Genomic DNA, 19,350 nt, shown 5'->3' on the forward strand with positions numbered 1-19,350 from the left:
AATGTAGATGGCCTATCCCCATTGCCACGAGTCTGGCATCGGGAGTCTGTCAACGACAACTGCTCGCTCGCCGAGTTTAGCGGTAGTTCACAATGGGGGCTGAGACTCATCTCAAGTTTTTCGCTCCTTTGCACCATGACCCTACCGCCCCTACCTAACCGCTGGCAATTTTGGATCGATCGCGGCGGCACCTTTACCGACATTGTGGCTCGTCGCCCCGATGGACAGATTATCGTCCATAAGCTGCTATCCGAAAACCCCGATCGCTACGCCGACGCCCCCATTCAAGGCATGCGTGATCTGTTGGGGCTAGAGCCAGGGGAAATGATTCCGGCTGAGCTGATCGAGGCGGTAAAAATGGGGACAACCGTAGCCACCAATGCACTGCTGGAGCGGAAGGGCGATCGCACCCTCCTGATCACCACCCAAGGCTTTAAGGATGCTCTGCGCATCGGCTACCAAAACCGCCCCAACATCTTTGCTCGCCACATCGAGCTGCCCGAAATGCTCTACGAACGGGCGATCGAGGTCAACGAACGCCTCACCGCCCAGGGCGAAGTTTTAATTGCTTTAAATGCTGAAGAGGAAGCTCGACTCATTCAGGAACTTCAGCGAGCTTACGATGCTGGGATTCGCGCTTGTGCCATTGTTCTCATGCACGGCTATCGCTACCCTGCCCACGAACTGCGCCTGGGTAGCCTCGCCCGCCAGGCTGGCTTTACCCAAGTCTCCCTCTCTCACCAGGTGAGCCCATTAATCAAGCTCGTCAGCCGAGGCGACACGACGGTAGTAGATGCGTATCTGTCGCCAATTCTCAAGCGCTATGTCGATCGGGTGGCAGGGCAGTTGGCGGTGGGGGAGATGGAGGAGAACAAGCAGCCCTATGCCTCCTCACCTTCCTCGCCCCCTCGCCTCATGTTTATGCAGTCCAACGGTGGCCTGACGGATGCAGCGCTGTTTCAGGGCAAAGACAGCATTCTCTCTGGCCCTGCCGGGGGCGTAGTGGGGGCGGTGCAGACCAGCCGTCAAGCCGGGTACGACCGCATGATTGGCTTCGACATGGGCGGCACCTCAACGGATGTGTCGCACTATCGAGGCGAGTACGAGCGCACCTTTGAAACCGAGGTGGCGGGGGTGCGGCTGCGGGCACCAATGATGGCGATTCACACCGTGGCAGCGGGGGGCGGCTCGATCGTGAGTTTCGACGGCAACCGTTACCGAGTGGGGCCAGAGTCAGCGGGGGCGTATCCGGGGCCGGCCTGCTATCGCCACGGTGGACCGCTGGCGGTGACCGACTGCAACGTCATGGTAGGCAAACTCCAGCCCGAATTTTTCCCTCATGTGTTTGGACCAGGGGGCGATCTGCCGCTCGATGCAGCGGTGGTACGCGAGCAGTTTGCGGCACTGGCAGAGGAAATCCACGCTGCCACTGGGAATGCTCGCAGCCCTGAACAGGTCGCCGCTGGATTTCTCGCCATTGCCGTGGAGAAAATGGCCAACGCCATCAAAAAGATTTCTGTGCAGCGGGGCTACGACGTTTCTGAATATGTGCTGTGCAGTTTTGGCGGGGCCGGAGGACAGCACGCTTGCCTGATTGCCGACGCCCTGGGCATGACCGAGGTGTTTCTACATCCCTACGCGGGGGTGCTATCAGCCTACGGCATGGGGCTGGCGGATGTCAGATCGCTAAACGAGCAATCTGTAGAACTCCCCCTAGATGAGGCTACGCTGCCGCAGATTCAGCAGGTGGTGGAGTCTCTGGCTAAAAAGGGACTGGAGGAATTGCGCCAGCAGGGGTTTGAGACCCTCTCCCCTAGCCCCTATCCCCAAGGGCGAGGGGAACTGAAAAATTCAAAATTGCCCCAGGTTTTGCCTCGGCTATTGCTGAAGTATGAGGGGACGGATTCAGTGCTGGCAGTGGATTTTGCTGAGGTGGAGGCGATGCGATCGCAGTTCACCACCCTGCACCGCCAGCGCTATGGTTTCGCCCAGGAAAATAAAACTCTCATTGTTGATACCGCTGCGGTCGAAGCCATTGGCCAAACCCACAGCCCTGACGAACCCGACATTCAAAAAACTCGAACTACGCCGCTGTTGCCTAAAACCAGTGTGTCTGTCTACACCGCTGACACCTGGTATGACACTCCGGTTTATCACCGCGATGAGTTGTGTCCGGGGGATGCGATCGCTGGTCCGGCCCTCATTATCGAGGCGACGGGCACCAATGTTGTAGAGCCGGGTTGGAGGGCAACTCTGACAACAAAGGGGCATTTGATTTTGAAGAAGGAGGTCAGAGGACAGGCAATAGGAGTCAGGAATTCAACATTCAAAATTTCTCCTTCAGAGACGCTGCGCGAACAAAATTCAAACTTGCCTGATCCTGTTCTACTCGAAATCTTCAACAACCTCTTCCGCGCCGTGGCCGAAGAGATGGGAATCACGCTGCAAAACACCAGCTACTCGGTCAACATTAAAGAGCGGTTGGATTTCTCCTGCGCGGTGTTTGACCAAAATGGTCAACTGGTGGCTAACGCGCCCCACATTCCTGTGCATCTGGGGTCGATGGGCGAAAGCGTGCGGAGTTTAATCGAGGCTAAGGGCGCTGACCTCAAACCGGGCGATGTCTACCTGCAAAACAATCCCTACAACGGCGGCACCCATTTGCCGGATATAACCGTCATAACCCCAGTCTTCTTGGCTGAGCCCCACCCCTATCTCGATCAGTCGGGGAAAGAGGAGAATCCAAAACCCTCTCAAACTCTATCCACCCATCCACCCATCCATTCATCCACCCGTCCACAGTTCTACGTCGCGTCTCGCGGTCACCACGCCGACATAGGCGGCATCACCCCTGGCTCAATGCCTTCGAACAGCACCTCAATTGAGGAAGAGGGCGTATTGCTCGACAATGTGCAACTGGTTGATCGGGGGAGGTTTCTGGAAGCTGAACTATTGCAAATCCTGACGACGGCCCCCTATCCCGTGCGGAACTCAACGCAGAATATCGCTGACTTGCAAGCCCAGATTGCGGCGAATGAAAAGGGAGCGCAAGAGCTGCAAAAGCTGGTGGATCACTATGGTTTAGCGCTGGTGGAGAGCTACATGCAGCATGTGCAAGACAACGCCGAAGAATGCGTGCGGCGGGTGATCGATAGCCTCCAAGACGGGCAGTTCACCTACCCTATGGACGACGGCAGCCAGATTGCAGTGCAGGTCACAGTGAATCGCGAGGGACGCTGCGCCAAAATTGACTTTTCTGGCACCTCCCCCCAACGGCCCAGCAACTTCAACGCGCCAGCAGCGGTGTGCAAAGCAGCGGTGCTTTACGTGTTTAGAACCCTAGTGGATGACGACATTCCCCTCAACGCGGGCTGTCTCAAACCGCTGGAAATCATCATCCCAGAGGGGTCCATGTTAAACCCGCACTACCCAGCGGCGGTGGTGGCGGGTAATGTGGAGGTGTCTCAGGCGGTGACCGATGCGCTGTATGGGGCCTTGGGTGCGATCGCCGCCTCCCAGGGCACTATGAACAACTTCACCTTTGGCAGCGATTGCCACCAATACTACGAAACCATTTGCGGCGGCTCCGGTGCTGGCCCCGGCTTCCCCGGCACCGATGCGGTGCATACCCACATGACCAACTCGCGGCTGACCGACCCCGAGGTGCTGGAATGGCGCTTTCCGGTGCTGTTGAGAGAATTCTGCATTCGCCAGGGCAGCGGCGGAGCGGGGGAATATGCTGGCGGCAACGGCATTGTGCGCACAGTAGAGTTTCGTGAACCGATGACGGTCGCCATTCTCTCCAACCATCGGCTAGTGCCGCCCTTTGGCCTGGCTGGTGGGCAACCGGGTCAGGTGGGAGAAAACCAGGTGCTTCGCGCCGATGGCCAAGTGGAGGCTTTGCCGGGGCAGGCCACCATAGCTTTAGATGCGGGAGACTGCATTCGAATCGCCACACCGGGCGGCGGCGGCTACGGCGAACAACCCGAGTGAGGTGCAAGAAAAACTGGCTATCCTGCACCCGCTCTAAATATGTCCTGCGCTGTCAGCCTCAACGCTGCAAAGGTCGGTGAAACCAGTAGATCGTTTCCAGTAAATCGTTCTAGCTGATAGCCATCGGTCCCTAGGGTACAGAGTGTGATTGTGGGCTGCTTTGGTTGGCCAATTACCCGTGCGGCCCCCAAGGCGCGGAAGTCCACAATCCAGTATTCTGCGATGCCCATGGCCTCGTAGTCGGCCAGCTTGAGACCGTAGTCGTCTCGCCAGTTGGTGCTAACCACCTCTACCACTAGCTTGACCGTGGCGCCGTTGCAAACCGTAGACGATTTTTCCCACAGGGGCTCGTGCTGGAGTTGGGTGCGATCGAGCACGGCCACATCAGGAATGTAGCCTGCATTGGGCCGCAGGGGTTTCACCACACAAGTGCGAGGAATCATTAACGGCAACCCCAACTGGTCAATTAAAACACCAAGCTTGAGGGCAATAAACCCACCAATGTCTTCATGGGCACCCGTGGGACGCACCTCAACCACCTCGCCTTCAATCAGCTCGTAGCGCCCGCCATCGCAGGGGTATTGATCGATAAAGTCTTCAAAACTGAGGGGTTGCGCTGTGGCCTGCACCATCTAGACACCCGCCGTGATTTAGAACAGATGTGATTACAGTTTACTGTACTCGCCAGCTGACCCTAGCTGCGCTAATTCTTCAGCAGCGCGGAGTTTGAGACTCTAAGGCCTAGGAGATGTAGTCTGCACAACTTGACACATCAACTTTTCTTGAAATAATAAAGCATCAATATTTTTTGAAATGAGGCTGTGAGCAAAGCGCTACAGCTAGTTTCTTGCTTCTATTCGCCATCGTTTGATACAGAGGGTTTAGGAATGGTTAGGGTTGCTGTAAACGGATTTGGCCGTATTGGGCGGCTGGTGTTGCGAGCGGGCTGGGCCATGCCTGAGCTGGAATTCGTTCACATCAACGAAATCAAAGGTGGCCCTGAGTCTGCGGCGCATCTACTCAAATTTGATTCGGTCCACGGTCGTTGGGCGGCAGAAGTCGAAGCCGTTAGCTCTGAAAAAATTGCGATCGACGGCATTCCCCTTAGCTTCAGCAGCGGCGCTTCTCCCAATGAGGTGCCCTGGGCCGACTATGGCGTAGACCTGTTGCTGGAGTGCTCCGGCAAGTTTCGCACTGTAGAATCCCTGGCCCCTTACTACGACCACGGCGTTAAGAAGGTTATCGTTGCTGCCCCGGTCAAAGCCGGCGCGCTCAACGTGGTCTACGGCATCAACGATAACCTCTACAACCCAGCAGAACACCACCTACTGACGGCTGCCTCCTGCACTACCAACTGCCTGGCCCCGGTGGTTAAAGTCATCCACGAAGGGCTGGGCATTCGCCACGGGGTGATCACCACCATCCACAACCACACCAACACGCAGACCATTGTGGATGCCCCCCATCAAGACCTGCGCCGCGCCCGCGCCACCGGCATGTCGCTAATTCCAACAACGACGGGATCGGCGACGGCAATCGCACTGATCTACCCCGAACTAGCGGGCAAGCTCAATGGTTTAGCGGTGCGAGTACCCCTGCTCAATGCCTCCCTTACCGACTGCGTGTTTGAAGTCGATCGCCCCACCACCGTCGAAGAAGCCAACTCCCTTCTCAAAGCCGCTGCCGATGGCCCTCTCAAAGGAATCTTAGGCTACGAAACCCGACCCTTAGTCTCGGTGGATTACAAAGACGATCCCCGCTCCTCGATCGTCGATGCCCCCTCCACCATGGTCGTAGACGACACCCAGGTCAAAATTCTCGCCTGGTATGACAACGAGTGGGGCTACTCCTGCCGCATGGCGGAACTCGCTCGCAAGGTAGCGCAGAGTCTATAAATCTATTCCTCAAAAGAGAAGGCCCAGCGAACATTTTCTTCTTTCTTGACCTGAACTCTGTGGTGCATTGCTGCGCGAATGCACCCTACGGCCCCCCATCCACCCATCCACTCGCCCACCCATCCACTCCCCATGTCCTCCACCTTTAAACCCGAGAGCCTGCGCAACTACGCGATCATCACCGCCGCCTACTGGGGCTTTACCATCACCGACGGTGCCCTGCGGATGCTGGTGCTGCTGCACTTCCACGTGCTGGGGTACAGTCCCTTTGCGATCGCCATGCTGTTTCTCTTCTACGAAGTGTTTGGCGTGGTGACGAATTTCTTCGGTGGCTGGATTGGTTCCCAAGTGGGCATTCGGCAAACCCTTTACGGCGGCATTGCCCTGCAAATTTTTGCTCTGGTGATGCTGAGCTACTTGAATCCCGACTGGGGGGTACCGGTGCAGGTGGCTTATGTAATGGCGGCTCAGGCCTTCTCGGGCATCGCCAAAGACCTTACCAAGATGAGTTCTAAGAGCGCTATTCGTTTGGTGGTGCCCAAGGAGGCTGCGTCGCGCCTGTTTAAGTGGGTGGCGGTGCTCACCGGGTCGAAAAACGCGCTAAAAGGGGTGGGATTTTTCGTCGGGGCCGCCTTGCTAGAGGGGGTGGGCTTTCGCCCAGCGCTGCTGAGCCAGGCGGCGGTGTTGGGGGTGATTTTGCTGTCGGGCTCGCTGCTGCCTGTGGGTATGGGCAAAATCGGCAAAAAGGTGCCCTTCAAGCAGCTGTTTTCTAAGAGCAAAGCGATCAACGTGCTGTCGGCGGCGCGGTTCTTTTTGTTTGGCTCGCGGGATGTGTGGTTTGTAGTGGCGCTGCCGGTGTTCTTATATGAGGCGCTAGGCTGGCGGTTTATGCAGGTGGGCAGCTACATGGCTCTTTGGGTAATTGGCTACGGCATGGTGCAGTTTTTGGCCCCGCAGCTGTTGCGCAAAGACAGCACCGGCAAGGTGGTGCCCAAGGCCAAGACCATTCTGTTTTGGACATCCATTTTAACGCCCATTCCAGCCCTGATTGCGCTGACGCTGATGGCTGGAGTGCGGGGCAACATTGCCGTGACCGGCGGACTTGTGGTTTTTGGCGTTGTGTTTGCCTTTAACTCGGCGGTGCACTCGTACTTGGTGCTGGCCTACACCGAAGATCGCGATGTTAGCCTCAATGTGGGCTTCTATTACATGGCAAACTCGGGCGGGCGGTTACTGGGGACAATTACCTCGGGGCTGTTTTACCAGTGGTTTGGTCTGGTGGGGTGCTTGTGGGTGTCGAGCTTGTTTGTGCTGACGGCGGCGCTGATTACAGCGCAGCTGCCCGAGCCAGACCCTGCTGATTCGACCATGGTGGTGGGCTAATGAGCAAATGTTGGCGTTGGATGACCATTCAAAGATTTGTAATGGGAGGTGGAATCCGGAACATTGCTCTCTAAACTGTAGTTATAGCTACAGTTTTTGAAGGAAAGTTATGGATAAGCAATCGTCTATCCAGCGTCGCCAGGTGATTGGAGAGCTGCGCCACCAACTGCGATTCGCCAGTGTGGAAGAGCGCGATCGCATTCGCCAAGAGCTGAACTTTTGGGAGCAGCGGGGCCGCTAACTCGCCGACAGCAGGGGCAGCAGCAGGGTGACGAAAAAGTACACCAGTGCGCCTGTAAACACATAGCTATCGGTGCGGTCTAAAATGCCGCCGTGGCCGGGGATGAGGGCTCCAGAGTCTTTGACCCCGGCATCTCTTTTCATCAGCGATTCGGTGAGGTCACCCAGCAGGCTGGATGTGCCCACCATTAGGCCGAGGGCAGCTCCAGTGGCAGGCCAGATAGGCCATTGCAACCAGTGACTGCCAATCAATGCCACCACCATGCTGCCCAGCATGCCGAAGACCGCCCCTTCAACCGTCTTCTTGGGGCTGATGTTAGACAGCGGGGTGCGGCCAATAATTCTTCCAGCCGTGTAGGCCCCAATATCCGAAGCCCAAATGCAGGCAAAAGCTAGCAGGGTGATAACAAGACCGTAGGGTAGAGCATCTAGGGCAGGGGGCCAAGTTGCGGGCCAGAAGCCGCCCAGGGGCAGAGTGGTAGCGGTGTCGCCCAAGTCGCGCAGGCGCACCCAAAAGCTGGGTAGATAGCCACCGTAGAACAGGCCCAGGATAGACGCTGCCACATCGGCAATGGTGGCCACCTGGGGTTGGAACAGCAGATAAAAGCAGATAAACGTGCCGCTGAGCGGCAGCAGAGCGTCGGCCAAGGGCGGCGACAGGTGGGCAGTAATCAGCAGCAGCTGGCTTACCACCAGGGTAGTTTTGGCCGCCGGCAAGATGCCTTTGGCTTTTACCAGGGCAAAAATTTCGAGCTGCCCCAAGAAAATCAGCACCCCAAAGCCCAGGGTGAAGTACCAGCCCCCCAGCAAAATCATGACCAAGGCGACCGCGATCGCCACTATTCCGCTAATGATTCGAGGCCAGAGCATAGGTGGAAGTGCAGAGGGGGTTTAAACAGAGCGCGTTGCCTCCAGTTTTGAGGCAGCGACTGTCATGCAGCTTATTACACTGTGCCACATTCCCCTAGAGTCCCCGCTAGGAAACCAAGACAGGAGGCTAGCGGTAAGAGCAGGCCAAAGGCGTACCCGCCCGGTTAAACCTGTCTTTAGCCAGTAGAGGTGGCGAGCTGGGGATAGCCTGCTTCCACTAAGGCGCGATCGCGAATGCGGCAGGAATCGCACCGCCCACAGGGCTCCGCACCACCCAGATAGCACGACCAGGTTTGCGCGATCGGCACCCCCAGGGCCACCGCTCGACGCACAATATCTGCTTTAGAATCCACCACCAAAGGCGCAACCAGTTTGGGGGCATGACCTTCTAGCCCCGCCTTTGAGGAGAGCTGAGCTAGCTGCTGAAAGGCAGCCAGATATTCAGGCCGACAGTCAGGATAGCCAGAATAATCCACCGCGTTGATACCCAAGTAAATCGCCTCGGCCCCCTTGGCTTCGGCCAGGGCTAGAGCCAGGGCAATAAACACCGTATTGCGCCCCGGTACGTAGGTGGAAGGAATGCCCGCGTCAATGCCTTCCTGGGGCAGCGGCTGGGCCAGGTCGGTGAGAGAAGACGCGCCCCACTGGGCCAGATCGACATCGATGAAGTGGTGGTCTGCGATCGCAAAATGCTTTGCCACCGCCTTCGCTGCCTCTAGCTCGCGCTGGTGCCGCTGGCCGTAGTTAAACGACAGCGCCACCAGGTCATAGCCATCGGCGATCGCCTGGGCAGCGGCCGTAGCCGAATCGAGACCACCCGAGAGCAGCACAATGGCTTTAGGAGTAAGGCTTGACTGAGCCATAGGGCAAATGAAGACCGGAGCGACTAGTTACCCATTTGTACGATAGCTAGAATAGCCCAACGCTGCGCAAAAACCTATGGATTTTGGGTTTCTAGTACCGACAGATGACTGCGTTTTGCTGGAATCTTTGCCCCTTCAATCAATAGGTAATTACTCATGTTAAGTGCATTAAAGTCTGTGCTTCTTTAAGCAATAAGTCATTACTTATAGCAAATGTTTGGCGCTGACGAATCATTATTGTTAACAAAATAAGTCATGAGCTAATATCCATTGCACCTTTAAATAGGGAGAAGTCAAGCTATTGAGAGAAAACAGATCTTTACCTAGGATAGATACATTGAGTGCTGCTAAGTTTCTAGTTGACAGGCTCAGATTCTTACGCTTAAACTCAGTAAATCGAACAAGTCAGCCTAGTCTGCTAACCCTGTGTCTTTAGGTTTTTGCCTTTAAGTGTCTGGGTATGCAAGAGCGGGGGAACCAGTAAAGGGGCGTATTTCCGAGTTCTTAATACCCAAATTGAGGGTAATCGGAAGAGGACATCTCTCAGTCCTAGCCCGTCAGCTAACCTCGTCGGCATTGAGGGGAGATTGAATCGTCAGCATTTTTACTAATGTTTGGCTGTTTCAGTGTCCTAAGTCGTGTTAACACGGCTTGTTCGCTGTCCATGATTAGCCTCTAGGAGTGTTTCATGCAGCCCAAGTTGCGCACCCGTGCGGCTGCCCGTTCGGGGCAGACCAAGTCTGTCAAGCCGCCATTTCGCTTTCCGTTGGAAAGGATTGTCTTACCGGCGATCGCGTTTCTCGTCGTGCTGCTGGTTTGGTGGGTGGTCGCCACATTTTTCACCACGCTGATGCCTACTCCTGGGCAAGCGTTTATGGCCAACCTCGACTACATCTTTAATCCCTTTTTCCGGCGCGGGCCGGGCAATTTGGGCATTGGTTGGCTGCTGCTGGCCAGTTTGCGTCGGGTGCTGCTGGGGTTTTTGCTAGGCACGCTAGTGGCCATTCCAGTCGGCTTTTGGATTGGTCTATCGCCCCGCGCCATGATGGCCATCAACCCCATCGTGCAGCTGTTTCGCCCGGTGTCTCCGGTGGCCTGGTTGCCCATTGCCCTATCAATCTTTAACCTGGCCAATCCATCGGCTATTTTCGTAATTTTTATCACTTCCCTGTGGCCAACGGTGATCAACACCGCCCTGGGTGTGGCCAGCGTTCCTAAAGATTATTTAGACGTGGCGCAGGTGCTAGAAATGCCCCGCTGGCGGCAGATGACTAAGATTATTTGGCCAGCCAGCCTACCTTATATTTTCACGGGTTTGCGGCTGAGCTTGGGGATCGCCTGGCTGGTAATTGTGGCAGTTGAAATGCTCACTGGCGGCATTGGTATTGGCTTCTTTATTTGGGATGAATGGAACCGGCTCAGCCTTAGCTCGGTATTTTTGGCGGTGGTTGTTATTGGTCTCACCGGCCTAGTATTGGACTACGGCATCACTCTGCTCGAGCGCTGGGCAACCCACCGTCCTGCCAAAGCTATGTAGCCTTCAAGCTAACTGGCAAAACCTCTCAGTTCACTGCTGAGCAAATTCTTTGAAGAGCAGGTTTTGAGTAGGCAGCCAAACGCGGCTGGTCAGTCCAATCCCTTCCTGACACCTCACAGACAACAAGGATTAAAGCCATGACGATGATCAACCGGCGATCGCTCTTGCAAGGGGCGGCTGGGTTTACGGCGGGGCTAGCGGCTTCGGCCTGTAGTCAGGCGCTGCGATCGAGCAGTCCATCACCTAGCGGCGGGGCGGCTCAGGCCGCCAACGTTGAGCAAGTGGTTGACCCAGCTAGTTTAGAGCGGTCCCACATTAAGGTGGGCTATGTGCCCGTCAATGACTGCGCTCCGTTTGCGATCGCCCAGGCCAAGGGCTTTTTTCACAAATACGGGCTGACGGTTGCCCTCAACCGCGAGGCCAGCTGGGGCACCTCCCGCGATGCCGTCATCTTTGGGCGGCTTGACGCATCCCCGGTAGTCTCTGGGGCCGTCACCAACGCCCGGGTTGGGGCTGAGGGTGCTCCGGCGGCCCCTATGTGTGCGGCCCTGACCATTCATCGCCATGGCAATGCCATGACCATGAACCGCGCCATGTGGGATTATGGCCTGCGCCCTTGGCGAGAATATAATGGCGATCTGGAGGCCTTTGGTCGCGATTTTCGGGGCTATTTCGATAGCATACCCACATCTCAAAAGGTCTGGGCCGCGGTGCTCAGTTCAGCCATCTACGAATACTTCATTCGCTACATCTCAGCGGCGGCAGGGGTTGACCCGGTAGAAACGTTCCGCATCATTATCAGTCCGCCGCCGCAGATGGTCTCCAATATTCGCATTGGGGCCATGCAGGCTTACATGGTAGCCGAGCCGTGGAATACCCGTGCCATCACCGGCAACGAGGGTGTCGGCTTTACCTTTGCCCACGGCAAAGAGGTGTGGCAGGGCCACCCTGACCGGGTGCTGGCGGTGATGGAAGACTTCATCAACGAAAACCCCAAGACCTACCGCTCCCTCGTTAAGGCGATGATCGAGGCCTGCCGCTACTGCGACGACCCGGCCAATCGCACCGAAGTTGCAGAGATTATCTCGGCCCGATCGTTTACTGGGGCAAAGCCTAAATTTACGGAACCTGCTTTGGTGGGCAACTACAACTACGGCGGTTTCGACGGCAAAGATCGCACTGTTCAAATGCCAGATAGTACCGTCTTCTTTAAAATGCCCGAGAACCTGCCTCATCCCGCTGGCGACCATTCCACCTTTATGTGGCAGTCTCAGTCAATCTGGCTGATGACCCAGGCCACCCGCTGGGGGCAGATTGAGGAGTTTCCGGCCGATGCAGAGGCCAAAGCTAAGCAGGCCTGGCGCACCGATTTATATCGAGACATCGCAAACGAAATGGGTATTGAGTGCCCAGCAGATGACTACAAGGTAGAACCTGGGGAGCTATTCATCGACGGTCTTGCCTATGACCCCAGCGACCCAGTGGGCTATTTGAACGGGTTTGAGATTCGCGCTAACCGTCCCCAGCGGATCTATATGGGGTGAGAGATGGCTGGTTGAAGGGCTGACATGTCAAGATCTTTAAACCGACCCCCTTAAGCTAAGCCCGTTGCCCCGCAAACAGTCTTCCTTGCTCTAGATGCAATATTCAGGAGAAAACCATGGTCAAATCAAGTCAATACTCACAGCCCTCTGAGCAACGGCAGGCTGAGCTTGGAACCAATTTTTTGGTCATTCAAGACCTGGTAAAGGCTTACCCTAGCGCTGGTGGCGACCCCACAGTCGTGCTCGACAACATCAACCTCACCGTCGGCGCCAACGAATTTATCGCCATTATTGGCCACTCGGGCTGTGGTAAATCGACGCTGCTCAAGATTGTCAGCGGCCTAGAGCAGGCTACCTCAGGCGGGGTGCTTTTGGAAGGGAAACCAATCAAAAAGCCAGGGGCCGATCGCATGATGGTGTTTCAAAACTATTCGCTGCTGCCCTGGCTGACAGTGCGCGAGAATGTGCGGCTGGCGGTGAATGAAGTGTGCGACCATCTTTCTCCCCGCGATCGCACTGATCTGGTAGAAGAACACCTAGCCATGGTCAACCTCACCGACGCAGCCTTGAAATACCCTGACGAGCTGTCGGGCGGCATGAAGCAGCGGGTCGGCATTGCCCGCGCCCTGGCGATTCGCCCCAAAATGCTGCTGATGGATGAACCCTTTGGTGCGCTCGATGCCCTCACCCGCGGTCACCTCCAGCGCCAGGTGCTGGATATCTGGGAGCGCAACCCCCAGGCGGTAATGATGATTACCCACGATGTGGATGAGGCGATCTATATGGCCGATCGCATTGTGATGATGACCAATGGCCCCAATGCCCACATTGGCGAAATTTTGGAGGTGCCGTTTAAGCACCCGCGCGATCGCACTGCCCTGCGCGAATCCAAAGAGTACTTTGAACTCCGCAACCATGCCCTTGGGTTCCTCGATAGCTACTTTGAGCAAATGAGCTAGGGGCTTTGAAAAGGAAACGATAAACTCAGCTCACTGGCTCTACTCCGCTAAGACGTAGCGGGTGAGCACGCGCATGATTTCGTTGATGCGTCCGGTGGGCTGGGGTTTGCTCCATTCGCGCACTTCGGCAAAGCCGAGGCGATAGAGTTCGTGGATGATGCGCTCTACGCCGTGGGCGCTGCCGATGACCAAGATGCGAATGACCTCGCGCCCCGGCTCGGCAGCGGGTTCAATAGTGACTTGCAGAGCAGGATTTGACAGGATTGAAGGCATAAACGCTTGCGGCATAGAAAGCTCCTTGTTGGCTTAATGGATCACAAGATAGCACCGATTACACGGTCGTGATCCATTAAGCCAACATTTACGTAGCCATGACTCTCTGACACAGTTGGAGCATGGGTAGAGCAAGCCAAGCACTAAAGCAGGTTTTAGACACCTACGGCATTAGCCAAAATCAGCTTGCCGTGACAATGGGTGTAGAACGAGGCAGCGTCTTCCGCTGGTACCACGACAAACGCGACCCTACAGCAGAGACAGTAGTAGAAATTGTTGAAGCCTTGAAAATTCTCGACTCTCAGGCCGCAGAAGATTTTGCACAACTTTACCTAGGAAATATATTAAGGGCTAAGCCGGAAGAAGACGATCTTATATAACTAACATTTGCCTTCGACTTAGAGCCCATTTATAAAACCATTTAATCCCTAGGTAGCCGATTTAGACAAAACCATTCCTTCGAATTTATAGGGCTCTATAACAGGCTCTTAAGCCTCTGAAACCACTACTACAAATTTTGTTTTCGCCGAAATCATGTTTTTTCGCTACTCCTGCTCTATCCGCTACATAAATTCAAAAAAAATTCCAGCTTTTGAAGTGATTGAATCTCATCCTGATAATTTAACAACCGTTGTTTTGAGAGGTCCAGTCGAGAGCGAGGGATTTGAAACCAAACATTTTTGTGAGATAGTGATTGCCTCAAGCATTGATGAAGAATGTGAGGAAATACTTTTTGAGCTAGAAAAACTTTTTAATGACTCAGGGCAAGAATCTTGCATTGTCGATCAAAGCTTTAAACTCAAAAGCGGCAAAGAACTAGATGCAATGCGGCCAAGTAGTTTTCCAGAATCGTTCAAGTCTGTAATCTTATCTATTCAGGAAAACATAGCAAAGATAGCGAAAGATACCATAGCTGTCTTTCGTTGGCGCATGAACCTCTCCGACTTTTCCGAAACGACTACATTAAGGCGATTTGAATGGTCTAGGGATCAGAGTGTATGGAATCATTTTAATTATGTACTGTTTTCGCCAATTTTTCATATTACGGAAATTTTAGATCCGATTAAACTTCCTAAGGATGAAATAGATGAAATTTTATCTAAATCAATGAAAGAGCCCGTTTACCACGAACTTTTTCGAGAGTCTTGGGAACTGCGCTTTAAGAATCCGCGGAGTTCGATAGTAATTGGAATTTCAGCAGCAGAAGTTGCTATGAAAGAATGTATAGCCTCTTTAGTTCCACATGCTCAATGGTTAGCAGAAGAAGCACCTACTCCTCCGTTAATAGCAATGATGAAGAACTATTTACCGCTTCTTCCTACTAAAAATAAATTTAATGCTGAAGTTTTAGCTCCACCAAAATCCATCCGTCGGGATATTGGAGAGGGTGTTGAACTTAGAAATAAAGTGGTTCATGTTGGCCGTCAAGCACCTAGCTATGGAGGGCTTGAAAAAATATTGCTTTCAGTAAAAGATTTTCTCTGGCTTATTGATTACTATCGTGGATATACTTGGAGTCTTGACTACATAAGAGATGAAACTCTGGCAGAAATGGGAGTAAATAAAAACTGCTAGATGGGTATTGCCACCATTAAAATTAAGCTACTTCAGTCAGCTCAATTTTGCTCGCAATCAGGCAATTTTAGCAGGTTGCATTGGGGCGATCGCCTATTCTCTTCGCTGGTGGGCACTGCCCACCCTACTGTGGCTGAGAAAAGCGCATCGGGAGAGCGGCGTAGGGAAGGAAATTTGTGGCAGCGGCGCTATTGGGAAAGCTGCATTCGAAATGAGCAGGATTTTGTGAGCCATTGTGAGTATATTCACAACAACCCGGTAAAGCATGGGCTGGTAGAGTGCCCAACGGATTGGGTGTTTTCAAGTGTGCATCGGTATTTGTGGGAGGAGCGGTAGATACTCTGAGTGGTGCATTGCTGCGCGAATGCACCCTACAAGCTTGTTGGCATTTGCCTGACGGCAACCCGGTTCAGGCATCATAAGCGCCCTTATTACCTCAGATCGCTCTCACAGGCGAAAGGATGCAGAGCCATAGCGCTAAAATGGGAAACTGCGTTGTTGCTACTCCCAAAGCCCAAACCTATGGCCGGTTCTGCTCGTCAATATCACATCACCACCTTCGGCTGCCAGATGAACAAGGCCGACTCCGAGCGCATGGCCGGCATTCTCGACACCATGGGCCTCACCTGGACCGACGACCCCTACGATGCTGACGTGGTGCTCTACAACACCTGCACCATTCGCGACAACGCCGAGCAAAAAGTCTACTCCTACCTGGGTCGTCAGGCCAGACGCAAGCACGAAAACCCCGACCTGACGCTAATTGTGGCTGGGTGCGTCGCCCAGCAAGAAGGCGAAGCTCTGCTGCGCCGGGTGCCCGAACTCGACCTGGTGATGGGGCCACAGCACGCCAACCGCCTGCAAGACCTGCTCGAGCAGGTGTTCGACGGCAACCAAGTCGTCGCCACCGAAGAGGTGGACATCATGGAAGACATTACCAAGCCCCGGCGCGACAGCACCATCACTGCTTGGGTGAATGTAATCTACGGCTGCAACGAGCGCTGCACCTACTGCGTTGTGCCGGGGGTACGCGGCATCGAGCAGTCGCGCACGCCAGAGGCCATCCGCGCCGAGATGGAGGAACTAGGCCGCCAGGGCTTTAAAGAAGTGACTCTGCTAGGGCAAAACATCGACGCCTACGGCCGCGACCTGCCCGGCTCTACCGCCGACGGGCGGCACCAGCACACCTTCACCGACCTGCTGTATTTCGTCCACGATGTGCCCGGCATTGAGCGCATTCGCTTTGCCACCAGCCACCCCCGCTACTTTACCGAGCGACTAATTCGCGCCTGCGCTGAGCTGCCCAAGGTGTGCGAACACTTCCACATTCCCTTTCAGTCGGGCGACAACGACGTGCTGAAGGCGATGGCGCGAGGCTACACCCACGAAAAATATCGCCGCATTATCGACACCGTGCGCCGCTATCTGCCCGACGCTGCCCTCAGTGCCGATGCGATCGTCGGCTTCCCCGGCGAAACCGAAGAACAGTTTCAGCGCACCATGGATTTGGTCAACGACATCGCCTTTGACCAGCTCAATACGGCGGCCTATTCGCCCCGCCCCGGCACCCCCGCCGCCCTATGGGAAAACCAGCTCTCTGAAGAGGTGAAGGCCGATCGCCTCCAGCGGCTCAATCATTTGGTGAATACGAAGGCGGCGGAGCGATCGCAGCGCTACGCAGGCCGCACCGAAGAAGTGCTAGTCGAAGCCGCCAACCCTAAAAACCCCACCCAGGTGATGGGTCGCACTCGCGGCAACCGCCTCGCCTTCTTCCCCGGCGATATTGCACTGCTGAAGGGCGAACTCGTGCCAGTCAAGATCACCGAAGTGCGCCCCTTTAGCCTGACGGGAGAACCCCTACGGGTGGCTGCGATCGCAGGCTAATCACTTTCGAGGGTTTGTCTAAGAGCAATCGAGGACACCATAATTTGCTAAGCGCAGGGGCTAGTGCTGCTGCGCTGCGTTCTCGTGCGATCGCTGTTTTAGCCCAATTATTGGGATTTCAGGCATAGAGGACGCGATCGCCCAATGCGGCTCGCCCAAGAGTCTCTAATTTCTGTGCCTTTAGCTACATTTCTGTGACCATGTCAGCAAAATATGACAAAATACTTCCAGAGTATTTTTGCTTATCGACTGCGTTGAGCATTTAGGCGGTTAAGGGCTAACAGCGGCACCACTATGAGACAGCTTAACTATCGACCTGCACCTCGAACCCTGAGGCTGTTGCGCCCCTCATCCCATCAGCCCCGGTTCACCCACGGGCAAATTTTGACTTCCTACCTGTGCAGCTTTGTGGGTATTGCCGTTTTGGCCTACCTCACGGTCTACACCGGCTATCCTTTAATCGCCGCTCCCTTTGGGGCTACGGCGGTGCTGGTGTTTGCCGTGCCCGAAAGCCCCCTAGCCCAGCCTCGCAACGTGATTGGCGGATGCGTGGTCGGGGGAGTAGTCTGCGTTGCCTGCGTCAGTCTCTTTGGCACTGCGCCCTGGGTGATGGCCCTAGCGGTGGCCACCGCCATTCAGCTGATGCAGCTCACCCACACCCTGCATCCCCCCGGAGGCGCTGTTGCCCTGGTGGGCGTCATGAGCAATGCCTCTTGGGATTTTGTCTTTACCCCCGTGTTGACTGGGGCGGTTTTGCTAGTGCTCTGCACGGTAGCCTTTAGCCGCTGGATTCCCGGCCGCCCTTACCCAAAACATTGGCTGTAAAGCACTTATCTATCATGCTCTAAACAAAGCTCACTGTAAGTTATTTGGTTGAGACATTTCTCTTGGAAACATTCAAACGTTTGAATGTTATTAGAGGTAGTTTCAATAGTTCAAAAGTCCCCGCACCTACCCTATGGGAAGCAAGCTCCACCCCCAGCCTCTCTCCTCTTTGGGAGAGGGGAGCCGCAACCAAACTTCAAAGTCCTTCTCCCAGCTTGGGAGAGGAATTTAGGGAGAGGGCTAGATTACGGCAAGAAAGCGTGTTTGTAGTCTACTGAATTTAAGCAGTGGGTGCCTCAGGGGCATAAAACGCCAGGTAGGTTGTGCCGTAGTGCTTTTGACGCACCAACTCCAACCCAGGAACAGCGATCGGAACCCAGGCATCGGGTCGATGCTCCACAGCAATTTCCCCCGTAGGCTGAAGCAGATTTAGGCTCGCTACCCGTTCCAGAACAGGCAGGTACAGCTCGCTGTCGTAGGGCGGGTCGAAGTAAATGCAGTCGAAGGGTTGCCCGTGCAGCCGTGATAGCTGCTTCACCACATCGCCGCGAAACAGGCTGAAAGTTTGGTCGGGCTGAGCCACTTTTTGCCAGTTTTCGCGGGTAATGGTGTAGGCCTCGGGCGACTTCTCAATCCCTACCACTTCTGCCGCACCGCGACACAGTGCCTCGGCCCCCATCGCACCGCTGCCCGTGCACAGATCGAGCCAGCGGCAGTCGGTAATGCGCCCCTGCCAGATGTTGAACAGTGCCTCGCGCACCCGCGCCGAAGTGGGGCGGGTGTCTAGACCGGGAAGGGTTTTAAGGGCGCGATTGCCGTAGATGCGCAGCATGGGCTAGGCCACAGCCATAGGGGTTTGGGCTTTGACCAGGGCAACGAAGTTAGCCAGCATAACCAGGCCAGCGGGGGCAGACTTTTCGGGGTGATACTGCATAGCGAGGATGTTGTCTTGGGCGATCGCCGCCGTCACGGTTTGACTGCCGTGGGTTGTCGTCGCCGCATTCACCGCCGGGTCGCTCGGTTCAGCATAGTAGGAGTGCACAAAGTACACCCAGTCGCCATCGCTTACCCCCTGCCACAGGGGGCACTGGGGCTGTGTCAGCGTCAGCTGATTCCAGCCCATGTGGGGGATAGCAATGTCTGGCTCTTTCTGAAATTTCTTAATGCGTCCGGGAATGATGCCCAGCCCTGGCTCTACCCCTTCGTCGCTGCCGTCGAACAGCAGCTGTAGGCCCAGACAGATGCCAAGGAAAGGTTTGCCCGATGCGATCGCCGCTTTGATCGGCTCCACCAGCCCCTTCTCTCGCAGGTGCCGCATCGCTGGGTCAAAGGCCCCATCACCGGGCAGTACTAGAGCATCGGCCGCCTCTAGATCGGCCACCACGTCAGTGATCTGCGGTGTCGCCCCCGCCAGTGCCAAACCTTTGCAGGCCGAGTGCAGGTTGCCCATGTCGTAATCAATCACGGCAATATTAGCCATACATGCTCCTGCGCTCTGGCGTCGGGGTT

Annotated in this window: 17 protein-coding genes, 1 pseudogene and 1 riboswitch; of the genes and pseudogenes, 12 read left to right on the forward strand and 6 right to left on the reverse strand. The window is 55.2% G+C overall.

Annotated features, from left to right (window positions below; genetic code table 11):
- The first annotated feature begins 135 nt into the window (after positions 1-135).
- Positions 136-3,993 (forward strand): hydantoinase B/oxoprolinase family protein, encoded by a 3,858-nt coding sequence (locus H6F59_RS01035; protein WP_190694431.1) that lies wholly within the window; start codon positions 136-138, stop codon positions 3,991-3,993.
- 17 nt (positions 3,994-4,010) lie between these two features.
- Here the strand turns inward: H6F59_RS01035 and H6F59_RS01040 are convergent, their stop codons facing one another.
- Entirely contained in the window at positions 4,011-4,625 is a 615-nt protein-coding gene (locus H6F59_RS01040; protein WP_190694433.1) for a Uma2 family endonuclease, read from the reverse strand.
- 255 nt (positions 4,626-4,880) lie between these two features.
- Here H6F59_RS01040 and H6F59_RS01045 point away from each other — a divergent pair, with 255 nt between their 5' ends.
- The 3 genes from H6F59_RS01045 to H6F59_RS26650 all read left to right on the forward strand — a co-directional run bounded on the left by H6F59_RS01045 (position 4,881) and on the right by H6F59_RS26650 (position 7,512).
- Positions 4,881-5,888, forward strand: coding sequence for an ArsJ-associated glyceraldehyde-3-phosphate dehydrogenase (locus tag H6F59_RS01045; protein ID WP_190694435.1), 1,008 nt, complete (start codon positions 4,881-4,883; stop codon positions 5,886-5,888).
- Positions 5,889-6,020: 132 nt separating this feature from the next.
- Complete coding sequence (arsJ, locus tag H6F59_RS01050; protein WP_190694437.1) at positions 6,021-7,271, forward strand: organoarsenical effux MFS transporter ArsJ; 1,251 nt, start codon at positions 6,021-6,023, stop codon at positions 7,269-7,271.
- A 109-nt stretch (positions 7,272-7,380) separates the two neighbouring features.
- Positions 7,381-7,512, forward strand: coding sequence for a hypothetical protein (locus tag H6F59_RS26650; protein ID WP_277882358.1), 132 nt, complete (start codon positions 7,381-7,383; stop codon positions 7,510-7,512).
- Here H6F59_RS26650 and H6F59_RS01055 read toward each other — a convergent pair.
- Together H6F59_RS01055 and queC are read right to left on the reverse strand one after the other, a co-directional pair.
- Positions 7,509-8,381, reverse strand: a complete 873-nt coding sequence (locus H6F59_RS01055) for a phosphatidate cytidylyltransferase (RefSeq protein WP_190694440.1) — start codon at positions 8,379-8,381, stop codon at positions 7,509-7,511. The genes H6F59_RS26650 and H6F59_RS01055 overlap by 4 nt on opposite strands.
- A gap of 176 nt (positions 8,382-8,557) precedes the next feature.
- Positions 8,558-9,244, reverse strand: coding sequence for a 7-cyano-7-deazaguanine synthase QueC (queC, locus tag H6F59_RS01060; protein WP_190694441.1), 687 nt, complete (start codon positions 9,242-9,244; stop codon positions 8,558-8,560).
- Between the two features lie 431 nt (positions 9,245-9,675).
- Positions 9,676-9,835: riboswitch (cyclic di-AMP (ydaO/yuaA leader) on the forward strand.
- Positions 9,836-9,932: 97 nt separating this feature from the next.
- On the opposite strand from queC, the gene ntrB reads away from it, so the two are divergent.
- The 3 genes from ntrB to H6F59_RS01075 all read left to right on the forward strand — a co-directional run bounded on the left by ntrB (position 9,933) and on the right by H6F59_RS01075 (position 13,284).
- Positions 9,933-10,781, forward strand: a complete 849-nt coding sequence (ntrB, locus tag H6F59_RS01065) for a nitrate ABC transporter permease (RefSeq protein WP_190524189.1) — start codon at positions 9,933-9,935, stop codon at positions 10,779-10,781.
- Positions 10,782-10,918: 137 nt separating this feature from the next.
- Positions 10,919-12,325: an ABC transporter substrate-binding protein gene (locus H6F59_RS01070; RefSeq protein WP_190694443.1), complete on the forward strand. Its 1,407-nt coding sequence runs from the start codon at positions 10,919-10,921 to the stop codon at positions 12,323-12,325.
- 116 nt (positions 12,326-12,441) lie between these two features.
- Positions 12,442-13,284, forward strand: a complete 843-nt coding sequence (locus H6F59_RS01075) for an ABC transporter ATP-binding protein (protein WP_190694446.1) — start codon at positions 12,442-12,444, stop codon at positions 13,282-13,284.
- 39 nt (positions 13,285-13,323) lie between these two features.
- On the opposite strand, the gene H6F59_RS01080 is transcribed toward H6F59_RS01075, so the two are convergent.
- Positions 13,324-13,572, reverse strand: coding sequence for a hypothetical protein (locus H6F59_RS01080; protein ID WP_190694448.1), 249 nt, complete (start codon positions 13,570-13,572; stop codon positions 13,324-13,326).
- Positions 13,573-13,679: 107 nt separating this feature from the next.
- On the opposite strand from H6F59_RS01080, the gene H6F59_RS01085 reads away from it, so the two are divergent.
- The 5 genes and pseudogenes from H6F59_RS01085 (at position 13,680) to H6F59_RS01100 (ending at position 17,841) form a co-directional block, all read left to right on the forward strand.
- Complete coding sequence (locus H6F59_RS01085; RefSeq protein ID WP_190694450.1) at positions 13,680-13,937, forward strand: helix-turn-helix transcriptional regulator; 258 nt, start codon at positions 13,680-13,682, stop codon at positions 13,935-13,937.
- Between the two features lie 154 nt (positions 13,938-14,091).
- Positions 14,092-15,132, forward strand: coding sequence for a hypothetical protein (locus H6F59_RS01090; protein ID WP_190694452.1), 1,041 nt, complete (start codon positions 14,092-14,094; stop codon positions 15,130-15,132).
- 132 nt (positions 15,133-15,264) lie between these two features.
- Positions 15,265-15,453, forward strand: a pseudogene (locus tag H6F59_RS27485) (transposase); the annotation flags it as partial.
- 201 nt (positions 15,454-15,654) lie between these two features.
- Entirely contained in the window at positions 15,655-17,016 is a 1,362-nt protein-coding gene (gene miaB / locus H6F59_RS01095) for a tRNA (N6-isopentenyl adenosine(37)-C2)-methylthiotransferase MiaB (protein WP_190694454.1), read from the forward strand.
- 294 nt (positions 17,017-17,310) lie between these two features.
- On the forward strand, positions 17,311-17,841 hold the full coding sequence (locus H6F59_RS01100) for an HPP family protein (RefSeq protein WP_190524165.1): 531 nt from the start codon (positions 17,311-17,313) through the stop codon (positions 17,839-17,841).
- 280 nt (positions 17,842-18,121) lie between these two features.
- Here the strand turns inward: H6F59_RS01100 and rsmD are convergent, their stop codons facing one another.
- Both rsmD and hisH read right to left on the reverse strand, forming a co-directional pair.
- Positions 18,122-18,673: a 16S rRNA (guanine(966)-N(2))-methyltransferase RsmD gene (gene rsmD, locus H6F59_RS01105; RefSeq protein ID WP_190694456.1), complete on the reverse strand. Its 552-nt coding sequence runs from the start codon at positions 18,671-18,673 to the stop codon at positions 18,122-18,124.
- A gap of 3 nt (positions 18,674-18,676) precedes the next feature.
- On the reverse strand, positions 18,677-19,321 hold the full coding sequence (gene hisH / locus H6F59_RS01110; RefSeq protein WP_190694458.1) for an imidazole glycerol phosphate synthase subunit HisH: 645 nt from the start codon (positions 19,319-19,321) through the stop codon (positions 18,677-18,679).
- Between the last annotated feature and the right edge of the window lie 29 nt (positions 19,322-19,350).

Origin of the sequence: Nodosilinea sp. FACHB-141 (genome assembly GCF_014696135.1) — a bacterium.
In the GTDB taxonomy this organism is placed as follows: domain Bacteria; phylum Cyanobacteriota; class Cyanobacteriia; order Phormidesmidales; family Phormidesmidaceae; genus Nodosilinea.